Annotated in this window: 11 protein-coding genes; 10 read left to right on the forward strand and 1 reads right to left on the reverse strand. The window is 57.5% G+C overall.

What is annotated here, in order from left to right; translation table 11 throughout:
- Positions 1–253: 253 nt before the first annotated feature.
- The 5 genes from rpe to cysN all read left to right on the forward strand — a co-directional run bounded on the left by rpe (position 254) and on the right by cysN (position 4,585).
- Entirely contained in the window at positions 254–931 is a 678-nt protein-coding gene (gene rpe, locus E1J53_RS23465; protein WP_134270424.1) for a ribulose-phosphate 3-epimerase, read from the forward strand.
- Between the two features lie 151 nt (positions 932–1,082).
- A complete protein-coding gene (gene cysC / locus E1J53_RS23470; RefSeq protein WP_134270425.1) occupies positions 1,083–1,697 on the forward strand; it encodes an adenylyl-sulfate kinase in 615 nt (204 codons plus the stop codon).
- Between the two features lie 103 nt (positions 1,698–1,800).
- On the forward strand, positions 1,801–2,706 hold the full coding sequence (gene cysD / locus E1J53_RS23475; RefSeq protein WP_134270452.1) for a sulfate adenylyltransferase subunit CysD: 906 nt from the start codon (positions 1,801–1,803) through the stop codon (positions 2,704–2,706).
- A 182-nt stretch (positions 2,707–2,888) separates the two neighbouring features.
- Positions 2,889–3,245 carry a hypothetical protein gene (locus tag E1J53_RS23480; protein ID WP_134270426.1) on the forward strand — a complete coding sequence of 119 codons (357 nt, stop codon included), beginning with the start codon at positions 2,889–2,891 and terminating at the stop codon, positions 3,243–3,245.
- A gap of 86 nt (positions 3,246–3,331) precedes the next feature.
- The gene (gene cysN, locus E1J53_RS23485) at positions 3,332–4,585 is read left to right on the forward strand and encodes a sulfate adenylyltransferase subunit CysN (RefSeq protein ID WP_134270427.1); all 1,254 of its coding nucleotides are present in this window, start codon (positions 3,332–3,334) and stop codon (positions 4,583–4,585) included.
- A 17-nt stretch (positions 4,586–4,602) separates the two neighbouring features.
- Here the strand turns inward: cysN and E1J53_RS23490 are convergent, their stop codons facing one another.
- Positions 4,603–5,349 carry a cohesin domain-containing protein gene (locus E1J53_RS23490; RefSeq protein WP_134270428.1) on the reverse strand — a complete coding sequence of 249 codons (747 nt, stop codon included), beginning with the start codon at positions 5,347–5,349 and terminating at the stop codon, positions 4,603–4,605.
- Positions 5,350–5,476: 127 nt separating this feature from the next.
- On the opposite strand from E1J53_RS23490, the gene E1J53_RS23495 reads away from it, so the two are divergent.
- The 5 genes from E1J53_RS23495 to E1J53_RS23515 all read left to right on the forward strand — a co-directional run bounded on the left by E1J53_RS23495 (position 5,477) and on the right by E1J53_RS23515 (position 12,518).
- Positions 5,477–6,301 (forward strand): MbnP family protein, encoded by an 825-nt coding sequence (locus E1J53_RS23495; RefSeq protein WP_134270429.1) that lies wholly within the window; start codon positions 5,477–5,479, stop codon positions 6,299–6,301.
- A 145-nt stretch (positions 6,302–6,446) separates the two neighbouring features.
- A complete protein-coding gene (locus tag E1J53_RS23500; protein ID WP_134270430.1) occupies positions 6,447–7,565 on the forward strand; it encodes a DUF4249 domain-containing protein in 1,119 nt (372 codons plus the stop codon).
- 222 nt (positions 7,566–7,787) lie between these two features.
- The gene (locus E1J53_RS23505; protein WP_134270431.1) at positions 7,788–8,915 is read left to right on the forward strand and encodes a DUF4249 family protein; all 1,128 of its coding nucleotides are present in this window, start codon (positions 7,788–7,790) and stop codon (positions 8,913–8,915) included.
- 6 nt (positions 8,916–8,921) lie between these two features.
- Complete coding sequence (locus E1J53_RS23510) at positions 8,922–10,040, forward strand: DUF4249 domain-containing protein (protein ID WP_134270432.1); 1,119 nt, start codon at positions 8,922–8,924, stop codon at positions 10,038–10,040.
- 48 nt (positions 10,041–10,088) lie between these two features.
- Entirely contained in the window at positions 10,089–12,518 is a 2,430-nt protein-coding gene (locus tag E1J53_RS23515; protein WP_134270433.1) for a TonB-dependent receptor, read from the forward strand.
- Positions 12,519–12,864: the final 346 nt, after the last annotated feature.

The following is a 12,864-nucleotide window of genomic DNA, read 5'->3' on the forward strand; positions in this document are numbered from 1 at the left end:
AGCCCTCCGGAAAATTGGTATGTAGATAGCCTCTCAAAGCTCTTTTTTCGAACCGGTTGGCTTGCCAACCGGTTTCTTTTTTTGCCCGGTCACCAACCGACGCTGCACAAGGTACACTTTCCCCAACGGATATCTTGCCCCCGCAGCCAGAGGTTGTACCTTCGCCGACGAATAAGCGCTTGTTTGTATTTTGGTTATTCGGCCGAATAGAGGCCGATCAATGAAGTTCAAGCAAGCTTTCAAGTGCTTCTCCATGCCCAATCATCTCATTGCTCCCTCCCTGCTCGCCGCTGATTTTCGCCGCCTGGATCAGGCCATCGACCTGGTCAATAACAGCGAGGCCGATTGGTTTCACCTCGACGTCATGGATGGCAACTTTGTGCCCAATATTTCTTTTGGGCAGTTCATTATCGAGCAGGTCGCCCGGGACGCCAAAAAGTACCTCGACGTTCACCTCATGATTGAGGACCCCGGACGCTACATCGAAAGCTTCGCGGCCGCTGGTGCCCACGGCATCACCGTCCACGCCGAGGCCTGCAATCATCTGCACCGCGTGATCCAGCAGATCAAGGACGCGGGCTGCCAGGCGGGAGTAGCGCTGAACCCCCACACCCCGGTCAATGTACTGGAGAACGTCATTGAAGACCTGGATCTGGTCCTGATCATGACCGTGAATCCCGGCTTTGGGGGACAAAAGTTCATTTACCAGAGCATCCCGAAAATCCGCCAGGCGTACGACCTGATTACCGTGCACAATAGTTCCGCGCTCATTGAGGTCGACGGAGGTATCGGACTGCAAAATGCCCAGAAAGTACTGGAGGCCGGCGCCCGGGTGCTGGTGGCCGGAAGTGCGGTCTTTAAGGCCGATGACCCTCGGGCGACCATCAGCAAAATGAAGGGGATCAACCCCAATCCGGTTGCCCTGATCTAGCATGAGGGTTTCTTCATATGAAGAATATTACATGCTTATAATCTGCGAATCAGTAGGTTAATCGCAAAGTGCCCCGCTATCTTTGCGCCTTCCCGTTTTAGCGGTGCCACCATGGCCTCCGCGACCGGAATAAGCAAACGGAATTATCCTGATGGCCGATAACATTCATCCAATCCACGATCGTCTGGTACGCCGGGCCGAGCGCGAGGCCGCCAACGGTCATCGGGCCGCGGTGGTCTGGCTGACGGGACTGAGCGGCAGCGGTAAGAGCACCATTGCCGCAGCCGTAGAACGCCAGCTCTTCTCGGAGGGCAAATTTGTCGTTCTGCTCGACGGAGACAATGTGCGGACCGGCCTGTGCGGCGACCTCGGGTTCAGCCTGGAGGACCGGCGGGAAAATATCCGCCGCATCGCGGAAACGGCCAAGCTTTTTGTGGGCGCCGGAGCGCTGGTGCTGTGCTCTTTCGTAAGTCCTACGCGGACCATCCGCTCCGTGGCCAGGAACATCGTCGGTGAGCCGGATTTTTTGGAGGTCTTCGTCAACACCCCCCTGCAAGTATGCGAGGCCCGCGACGTCAAGGGACTCTACGCCAAAGCCCGCGCCGGAGAAATCAAGGGGTTCACCGGAATCGACAGTCCCTACGAAGCCCCGGAAAACCCCTTCCTGGACCTCAAAACCACGGAACTAAGCGTTACCGAAGCCGCCCAACAACTCATCGCGGCCCTCCAGCCCCACCTCCAACCGACTAAAAGTCCAACGAACTAACCGACTAACAGTCTAACGAACCAACAGACTAAAGAACTAATAGACTAAAGAACCAACAGACTAAAGAACTAACAGTCTAAAAGACCAACGAACCACCATGTCCATTCCCTCCTATCAACTCAATCACCTGCGGGAACTTGAATCCGAGAGTATTTTCGTCCTTCGGGAGGTTGCCGCCCAGTTCGAGAACCCGGTCTTACTCTTCAGCGGAGGTAAAGACAGCATCCTGATGGTCCACCTGGCCGTCAAGGCTTTCCATCCCGCCAAGATTCCCTTCGTGTTGCTTCACGTGGATACGGGACACAATTTCCAGGAAACGATTGACTACCGGGATGCACTCGTGGAGCGGATTGGCGCGAAGCTGATCGTCGGCTCGGTACAGGAAGCCATTGACAAGGGAATGGTACGCGAGGAGAAGGGCTACAACGCCACCCGCAACTACCTCCAGACCGCCGTGCTGCTCGATTCCCTGGAAAAGGGCAAGTACGACGCCGCCCTCGGCGGCGGACGCCGCGACGAGGAAAAGGCCCGGGCCAAGGAACGCTTCTTCAGCCACCGGGACGAATTCGGGCAGTGGGATCCCAAAAACCAGCGCCCCGAACTCTGGAACCTCTTCAACGGCCGTAAACACTTCGGTGAGCACTTCCGCGTATTCCCCATCTCCAACTGGACGGAGCTGGACGTCTGGCAGTACCTGGCCCTGGAAAAGGTAGAACTCCCCAACCTGTATTTCGCCCACCAACGGCGGGTATTCCGTCGCGACGGCATCCTGCTGGCCGAGTCGGACTTCATCCCCCGACGGCCCGAAGAAGAAGTCTTCGAGACCACCGTCCGCTGCCGGACCATCGGCGACATCACCTGCACCGGCGTCTGGGAATCCGAAGCCGCTACCCTCGAGGACATCATCGCCGAAGTATCCATGGCCCGTCAGACCGAGCGCGGCGGCCGCGCCGACGACAAGCGCTCCGAAACCGCCATGGAAGACCGGAAGAAGCAGGGGTACTTTTAGATTGAACACGTGAAATTGAACATTGAACATTTTGGGGGTACTACCGTGGCAAACCCTTAGAGGAAGACCCACCTAAATTTTCAATTTCAAATGTTGAATGCTCAATGCTAAATTCCCTTGCACCTGCGCTCCTTCGCAAAAAAAATTAACCTTTACTACCGCACTAAACTTCGATGAAGACCGTGAAATCCTTCGCAACGCTACTGAGCATTTTCCTTTCCCTGGTGATCTGCCCGGGTGATCTTGTTGCCCAGTCTTCCCCCGAGCAGGAGGCGTGGGTGGACCAGGTAATTCAGTTGGTTTACGCAGGAACGGAACTAAGCGCAGAAGAAGACGAGTGGCTCAGGAAAGTCTTAGTGCTCAGTTGCGAGTGTAGTCACAAGGAAAAACAAGAGGACATCGATGCCTGTACGAAGGAACTCCTGAACATTACCGGACTACCGGAAACGGAAGCTGATTTTCAAAACATGACCCCCGAGCAGCAAAGAAAACTACAGCTACTTTCCCCAATGACGAGTATCAGTACCTGCCCCAACTAACCGACTAACGAACCAACAGACTAACGGTCTAACCGACCAACGAACCAACAGACTAACAGTCCAACGAACTAACAGTCCCACCAACCATGACTGAACATACCGAACTCCTCCGCTTCACGACCGCCGGATCCGTTGACGACGGAAAGTCAACCCTCATCGGCCGACTGCTCTACGACAGTAAGTCCATTTTTGAAGACCAGTACGAGGCCATCTCCAAGACCAGCGAGAAGCGCGGCGAGGAAGGGGTAAACCTGGCGTTGCTCACCGACGGACTCAAGGCCGAACGCGAACAGGGCATCACCATCGACGTAGCCTACCGCTACTTTGCCACCCCCAAGCGGAAATTCATCATTGCCGATACGCCCGGACACATCCAGTATACCCGCAATATGGTGACCGGTGCCTCCACGGCCAACGTCGCTCTGATCCTGGTGGACGCCCGTAATGGGGTAGTGGAACAAACGAAGCGCCACAGCTTCATCGCCAGCCTGCTGCAGATTCCCCACCTGATCGTCTGCATCAATAAGATGGACCTGGTGGATTACAGCGAAGAGGTGTACGAGCAGATCAAGGACGACATCAGCGGCTTCAGCCATAAGCTGGACGTGAACGACATCGAGTTTATTCCCATGTCCGCCCTGGTCGGAGACAATGTCGTGGACCGCAGCGAAAACATGCCATGGTACCAGGGACCCACCCTGCTGTACACCCTGGAAAACGTCCACATCGGCAGCGACAACAACTTCATCGACTGCCGCTTCCCGGTGCAAACGGTCATCCGCCCCTACAACGATGAGTACCACGATTACCGGGGCTACGCCGGCCGGATTGCCGGAGGGGTCTTCAAGAAGGGCGATCGCGTAACGGTACTACCCAGTGGCTTCAGCAGCACCATCGCCAAAATCGACACCTTCGACGGTGAACTGGAACAGGCCTACCCACCCCAGTCGGTGACGTTGCTGCTGGAGGACGATATCGACATCAGCCGGGGAGACATGATCGTGCGGGAAAACAACCAGCCCGAGGTCACCCAGGACCTGGAGGTGATGCTTTGCTGGTTCAACGAGCGCCCGTTACAGGTGCGGGGCAAATACGCCATCATGCACACCACCAAGGAGGCCCGCTGCATGATCAAGGAGGTGCGCTACCGCCTCGACATCAACACCCTGCACCGCGACGAAGAGAACACGGAGATCAAGATGAACGACATCGCCCGGGTGGTGCTGCGCACCACCGCGCCCCTCTTCGTGGATGCCTACCGGAAAAACCGCATTACGGGCTCCGTCATTCTGGTGGACGAGCAGACCAACGAAACGGTGGCGGCTGGAATGGTAATTTAGGACGACCTTTTCTGGAGCTATGGCCGGAGCTGAACCTTTAACGCCTGGCTAAACTGCCCCTGTTGCACCCAAAGAAAGTAGGAGCCCGGAGGAATTTCCGCCGGAAACCGCAGTTGTGGACCGGTGACCGCCTGCCAGAGCAGTACTCCCCGAACGTCAAACAGGCGGACCCGCGCCCTCTGGTGATCGGACAGGCCTTCCAGCATCACTTGTCCCCGACTGGGATTGGGGTACAGTTTCAGCGGCTCGGGAAAGGAGAGATCATGGGTACTGATAATTATGACGCTTATTTCTCCGCCTTCCACCACGGTTGGGATTTCGTTGCCCAGCATGTCGATGGCGACGTTGACAAAATCGGCGTTAAAGGTGATGGCTGCCGCCGACGTGAAATTTTCGGTGATGTGGAAGCTCAGCGTGAGGAGCACCGAATCTTCCGTGAAGATCAGTTGGGGAACTTCGGGTAGTCCCGGAGCAAGCACCACCCGGACCTCGTTATCCTCATTTTGGTTGAAATTGGCGGAAAAATTCTCGGGTACCGAGGGGCCAAAAACCAGGGTGTCAAACTGAATCACAGCATCGGGGAAGTTGAGCGCAAACTGAATCCCGCCAACGGAATCTGGGTAATGCACCGTTACGGGAATCTGGAGGGTGCTATCGATGACCTCCGCCATGACGTCATTTACTTCCAGCCGCAGGGTGTCCTGGCCGAATGCATGACCCGCAAAAAAAATCAGGAAAAGTAGGGAGGTGATTAGGTGTTTCATGCGGTAAAGGTATGTAGAAAATTGAGATGTGAACCTCGCCCCGGAAGACGCCTTTAAGTCAATCTTAAACATTTTCCGCGCTTTATTCCGCTAACTTTACCGGTCAAATTGCCTTACTCAATCCCCCATGCATCGTTCCCTCCTCTGCCTCTGTCTCAGCCTTAGCCTTCTCCTCACCTCCTGCTATGAGGATCGGATCGGGTGCCTTGACGGCGACGCTACGAACTTCGATCTGCGGGCCGATCAGCCCTGCCCCGATTGCTGTGAGTACCCGGAACTGGCCGTTGACGTGGACCATTTTTTCGGAGCGGAATCCTTTAATTTTGACAGCACCTATCTGGACGGAGCGGGCAACGCCTTCCGGGTCACCCGGCTGCGGTATTATCTGAGTGATCTGCGCCTCGGCACCCTGTCCACCACGCTGGATGAACCCGAAAACCTCACCGAACTCAGTCTGATCGATGGGGCCGATACCGTAACTGCCGTGGTCAACGCCGACGTGGCCCTGATCACGGCGAGTTCCGGATCCGCGCGAACCCTGGGCCGTCTGCGGGTGGGGACGGAGGCGTTAACGCAGGTGCAGTGTATGATTGGCGTAAGCGATGACCTCAACCAGGTGTTTCCGCCTTCCGCCAGCTCTTCTTCTCCCCTGTCCACCCAACCCGGCCTGCTGAATTTCCTCGATGGGCAGGGCTACGTGCAGGGGCGTCTGGAATACATCCTGGTCAACACCAGCGACACCCTCTCCGTGAGCTGGTTCGGCAACCAGACGGTTACCCTGCCCTTCGGTGGAGAACTTGCTCCCCTGCGGGGATTCGACCTCACCCTGGAGATGGCCGCAGACTACGCCGAGCTACTCGGAAGGGTAAATCTGTCGGCCGACTCCGCAACGGTCGCCACCGCCCTGAGCGCCCGCATGCCCGATCTGCTTACCGTTACCGGCGTCCGCTAGTCCCGAATTGCGGGGATTGTCAGACAGGATTCCTTTTCTTTCCGCCGGTTTTCTTTCCTTACCGTTAGCTTTAGGAAGCACTTCCGGGAGCATGCTTCCCGGTTTTGGAGGAGTTTCGCGTATCTGGAGTGCATAAACCGACAAAATGAACACGGGCAGAAATTATCGGGGGCTACTATTGATCTTTCTGGCAGGAATCCTGTGCTGGCCCCTGGCCTGTTTATCGCCCACCGAGCCGGAATTCCGGCTGGAAGAAGGATTCTACCTGGCCGAAGGGACCATCATGGCCGGGGAGGATTCCCAGAGTGAAATTCGCATCCGAGAGTCGGATTTTCGGGAAATACAACTCCGTTTGTTGCCCGTGGCGGACGCCACGGTGGTGAGTGTTCGCGACGATGGCCGCACCGTTTCCTGGCGACTCACTGACGAGGACCTGGGGAACTACCGCCCGCCGGAAGACTTCCGTGCGGAAGCCGGCGAGACCTGGCACTTCGAGATCAATCTACCCGACGGCACCAACATCATCTCTGACCCGGAAACCATTCCGCCCGTGGTGCCCCTAACGGGCATCACCGTCCGCTTCACGCAAAATTCCACCTTCGATGAGTCACGGGGCCGTTTCATTCCCCGCTTCGAAATCTTCCTGGATTATGACGATCCGGCCGGCGTAGAGAACTACTACCAGTGGCGCTATTACCACTGGGAAGAAATTGACGTCTGTGCCTCCTGCAACAACGCCGTTTGGCGGGAAGGAGAGTGTATCCCGCAGGACCGCTTCATCTTCCGCTTTGACTATCTCTGTGATCCTCCACTGTGTTTTCAGCTTAACCCCGGATTGGAGGTACGCTACGGCAACGATGAGCTCTCCGACGGCGCTCAGGTACGGGGACTGCCCATCGGAGGAATCGAATTCGATCAATTTGGGTTGATGATGGTCTACGGTGAAATGCTGAGTATTACCCGGGAAGCCCAGGCCTACGGTAAGGTGATTGAAGACCTGATTAACGCCAACAGTGGGCTGAATGCTCCCATTCCGGCGCCGCTGAACGGGAACGTCCGGAACGCCAATGTTGCGGGCCGCCAGGCACTCGGCTACCTGGGCGTGGCTTCCGTAAGTCGGGCCAGTCAGTTGGTGGAGCGTAACGTGGAAACGGGGCGCCCGCTGGCATTTGATCCCATCGTCCGCCTGGAATCGCCCTTCGGACCCCGTGCTCCGTGCGCGGGGAATAACCGCAGCACCACGCCACCCCCCGGATGGCCCTAAGCCGTAAATCCGCCGGTTTTGGTGAGGGAGGCGGAGGCCCGGAAGCGTATATAAGGTATGGCGGAACAGGCTAGGGTAGCTCACCACCGAAGCGCAACCCTACGGAGTCGTGACTACGGAAATCGGGGTAAAGCCCGAAATTGTCGCCCACCGGTCGAGGAAAAGCCGCGAATGTTCTGATACGACCGTTACATTTAGTGGACACCAAATGAAAACTTGAGGATGAGTACGGTAATCCGGGCGATGAGCGCCCTTTTTTTGGCTTTAGCGCTGGCCGCCTGCATTGAACCTACTCGTCCGGAATTTCAGCTGGAGACCCCTTTCTATCTCGTCGAGGGGAGAATCATTGCCGACGAAGCTACGAGCGAAATTCGCATTCGCCGGTCCAATTTCCGGGAAGCAGCGCTGGAGTTTGAGGGGGTAGCGGGCGCAGAAGTAATCAGCAGCAACGACGAGGGAGCAGCGGTTTCCTGGCAAATTATTGACGCGGACCGGGGAGTCTACCGGCCCGGCCAGGACCTGAACGCCCGGGTAGGGCAAACCTGGACCTTCGCCATCACCCTGCCGGACGGCACCTCCATCATTTCCGATCCGGAAACGATTCAGCCCATGGTGCCCATTTCGGCCATGGACATCGTCTTCGAGCAAAATAGTACCTTCGACGAAGGGCGCGGACGCTTCATTCCCCAGTTTCAGATTTTCATTGACTACGATGATCCGGCGGGAGCCGCAAATTATTACGAAAGGACCTACCGCTTCTGGGAAAGTACGGCCATCTGTGCTTCCTGTATGCGGGGGCGCTACCGCAACGGAGAATGCGTCCCCCAGGACCCCAGCGAGCGGCCAATTCGGCGGTTTGACTATCAGTGCGACACCCAGGAATGTTACGAGATCAATGCCGGCACCCGGGTGGAGTTTACCTCCGATGAGTTGAGCGACGGCAGTCAGGTTCGGGGACTGCAGGTCGGGGCGGTAGACTTCGACGAAACGGGCGGACTACTCATCGAAGCCATCCAGTACAGCCTGACCGCCGAAGCCTTTGCCTACGGCAGCGTCATCTCCGATCTGGTGAACGGCAACAGTGGCCTGAACCCCACTATTCCCGCCGCCCTGAACGGCAACGTCCGCAACGTAGATCCGGACGGAGAACTGGTGCTGGGCTATTTGAGTGCCGTTTCGGCCGGCCGCATCCGCGAGTACATCGAGCAGACGCTGGAAATCGGTTCCCCCTTGCCTTTCGACCCGAATATTCGCCTGGAACCCGTCCCCCCTCCCGGAGTTCCGCCCCGGGCCCCCTGCAATATCCCCGGCGTAAGAACTTCCGAACGGCCCGAGGGCTGGCCAAACTAGTTCACAATGCCCACCTTCGGTCGATCCTTCAAATACTTACTGATACTGGGAGCCGTGGCGGTCCTCTTGCCCATCTCCTGTCTGCTCCCCACCGAGCCGGAGTTTCGTCTTGACGATGGCTTCTACCTGGCCGAAGGGACCATTTTTGCCGGTGATGAAACCAGTGAGATCAGGGTGCGAAGCTCCGCCTTCAGCTCCGTACAACTTCGCCTGGAACCCGTACTGGATGCCAGGGTGGTGAGTATTCGCGAGGATGGCCGCACGGTGAGCTGGACGCTGGCGGATTCCCTGATCGGAAACTATCAGCCGCCAGAAGCCTTCCGGGCCGAAGTGGGGGAGACCTGGCACTTCGAAATTGATTTCCCCGACGGGACGAAAATTGTGTCGGACCCCGAGACGATTCCGCCGCAGGTGCCCCTGACGGGAATGGAGGTACGCTTCGTGCAGAACTCCATTTTTGACGAATCGCGTAATCGCTTTATTCCCCGCTTTGAAATCTTCCTGGACTACGATGACCCGGCGGGAGAAAAGAACTACTATCAGTGGCGGTATTACCACTGGGAGGAAATTGACGTTTGCGCTTCCTGCAACAACGCCATCTGGCGAAACGGGGAATGCATCACCCAGGAATTTTTCATCTTCCGCTACGACTACCTCTGCTTCCCCCCGCTGTGCTACGAACTGACGCAGGGTGTGGAAATCCGGTTTGGGGACGATGAATTATCCGACGGCGCGCAGGTGCGGGGGCTACCCGTAGGAGCGATAGAATTTGATCGTTTTGGCCTGATGATGGTCTTTGGTGAACTGCTGAGTATCACCCGCGAAGCGGAGGCCTACGGTAAGGTAATCGAAGACCTGGTCAACGCCAATAACGGCCTTAATGCCCCCATACCCGCCCCCCTGAACGGCAACCTCCGTAACGTCAACAACCAGGGCCGGGAAGCCCTGGGCTTCCTGGGGGCGGCTTCCGTGAGCCGAATCAGCGAACTGGTGGAACGGGGGCCACAGACGGGCAACCCCCTGTTTTTCGATCCCGTCATCCGCCTGGAGGACCCCCTGATTGCGCCCCGGGCGCCTTGCGCGGGCGTCAACCGCAGTCCGACACCCCCGCCGGGGTGGCCCTGATGCCCCGGCCCGTCCACCGTCTACCTTAGATCCAAGAATTACCCCATCATGCGTTGCTTTACTTTGCTCCTTACCCTTTTGCTCGGCACCTGCGTTTACGCCCAGGACTTTACGCTCAGCTTGCGGGCAATTGACGATGAAACGGAAGAGGCGCTGCCCTTCCTGAGTGTGCAACTCAATCCGGGCGGCGCTTCGGGAACGATGGATGAGGAAGGAAAACTCAAGTTTAACCTCCGGGGCGGACAGTACACCATCCGGGCCTCCTTTACGGGCTACGCCGACTACCAGGGCGTGGTGTTGGTCGAAAGGGATCGCAATTTCGTGATCCGCATGGAACCCACCTCGGAGCTGCTGGAAACGGTCGTGGTGACGGACCAGAATGCCCGGCTTGACCTCTCCCGACCCCAGATGGGCGTAGAGCGGCTCAGTGCCCAGGAACTGGAGTCCATTCCTACGGTTCTGGGGGAACGGGACGTGCTGCGATCCCTGCAGCTGCTGCCCGGCGTCAGTGCCGCCGGGGAAGCCAGTAACGGTATTTCCGTCCGGGGCGGTACGCTGGATCAAAACCTGCTGCTGATGGACGGTGCTCCGGTATTCACCCCCACCCACCTCTTCGGCTTGTTTACCGTATTTACGCCCGATGCCGTGGGGGGCATCGACCTCTACCGGGGCAACATCCCCGCCCGCTACGGCGGGCGCGTCTCCTCGGTCGTCGATGTCCGCTCCCGTACCCCCAATGCGGAGAGTCTGATCCTGAAGGGCGGCATCGGTCTGGTGTCCAGTAACCTGAGCGTCGAGACTCCCCTCGGACAGAGTGGTAAGTGGAACGTCCTTCTGGCGGCCCGTGGTGGCTTTAATGATTTCGCCTTCTCTCTAGTGGAACGGCTGCAGGACACCAGAAGCCGCTTCGGAGACGCGACCCTCAAGCTACGCTATCGTCCCAGCGAGCAAGACCTCATTACGCTGACGGGCTTCTACAGCCAGGATTTCTACCAGGTGGACCTGCTGACCACCTTCGGTGGCGTTGCGGCCACCTCTAACCAGTACGCCTACCTCACCCTTAATGGCGGCCTGGAATGGGTGCGGCTCCTGAGCGATAAGCTGTCCTGGTCCACCCAGGTGACCAACGCGCACTACGCTCCGGAACTCCGCTTTCCCCAACTTGACGGAGAAAGTATCATCAACTTCGCCTCCACCATCGATCAGCTTACCCTCCGAACGGCCCTGTCTGGTGACGAAAACGCCCAGCACGCCTGGAGCTTCGGATTGCAGGCGGACCAGTATACCCTGGATCCGGGCCGCCTGGATCCGGGAGGAAGCACCAGCGTCCGGGCCATTGATCTGGAAAATGAACGTGGACAAGAACTCACCGCCTTCGTGGAGGATACCTGGTCGGTAAATGACCGGCTCACCATCGGCGCCGGATTGCGGTTCACCTACTACCGACAGCTGGGCCCCGGAGAAAACCGGATTTATACCCCGGGCGCGGAAGTCGCGCAGATCAATCTGGAAAGCACCGAATCCTTTGCTTCCGGGGAGACGATCAGCAGCTACAGTGGACTGGAGCCTCGCCTGGGGATCAGCTATCAGGTGGGGGTGAACACCAGTCTGAAGGCCTCCTACGCCCGATCGCGACAGTATTTGCAGAATATCTTCAACGCTACAACGCCACTGCCCACGAGCCGGTGGAAGGTTGCCGACCCCAACGTTGGCCCCCAGACGGCCAACCTGGTGTCGGCCGGAATCAGTCACGTGACGGGCAACGGCAAGTACGCCTTTCGGCTGGAGGGTTACTACCGCCAGCTGATTGATCTGCTTGATTACAAGCCGGGAGCCGACTTCTTCCTCAACCCCACCGTCGAAACCGACCTGCTGCGGGGGGAAGGCCGCGCCTACGGCGTGGAATTTACGGCTAACCGCCGGGCCGGACGTCTGACCGGAGAAATTAACTACGCCTTCGCCCGGGTAGAGAACCGCGTCGAGGGGCAGGACTTTGGCACCAGAATCAATCGAGGGGACTGGTTCCCCGGTTACTTCGATCAGCCACACACCTTCTCGGCCAATCTGGTTCTGGACGAAGGGAAAACCCATGAGCTGGGGTTCAACTTCGTGATCCAGTCCAACCGTCCCTATACCGTCCCTAATGGGTTCGTGGACATTAATGGTACCGATATCCCCCTCTTCCTGGAACGCAACAACGCCCGGCTTCCCCTGTACCACCGCCTGGACTTCAGCTGGACGATCAATAACCTCAAGCGTCAGAAGCGAGACTGGACGGGAGAGTGGGTCTTCACGGTCTACAATATTTATGGCCGAGACAATGCCTACAATATTTTCTTTCAGCCCCGCGATGCGGGAACCCCTCCCCTGGGTATCTTCAGTGGCAGTCCCTTTGCCGCCTACCGCCTGAGCATTTTCGGCGCCCCGGTCGTGTCCTTAGCCTATAAATTTACCTTCATCCCGACGAAGAAAAAGTAGCCCCAGTAAATGCATGCCCGGTCGTCGGCCGAGGCGGGCGCGCAGCGACCTGAATCGTCTGGCATAAGCAATTAAGTTTGTGAAAATTAAGAGGCTCCTAAGAACCGAGACCTCAGAGCAGCAACTAGGCCGATGGCCCCGCGAAGACAGCTCGGAGGACCGGCTTCATTATCTTCCCTAGAGCGCTCCTCCGAGCTGTCGAGTGTAACGAGCTGCTCTGATTACTATAGTCCTTGCAAGTTTTGATGATACTTTTTGCAATACATAGTGTCTTTTTCCAGGCAGGCATAAAGGACTTTGATGATTTTGTTACGTACGGCATTGATTGCTTGTTTATGGCTTCGGC

Origin of the sequence: Lewinella sp. W8, from assembly GCF_004375085.3 — a bacterium.
Taxonomy (GTDB): Bacteria; Bacteroidota; Bacteroidia; order Chitinophagales; family Saprospiraceae; genus Neolewinella.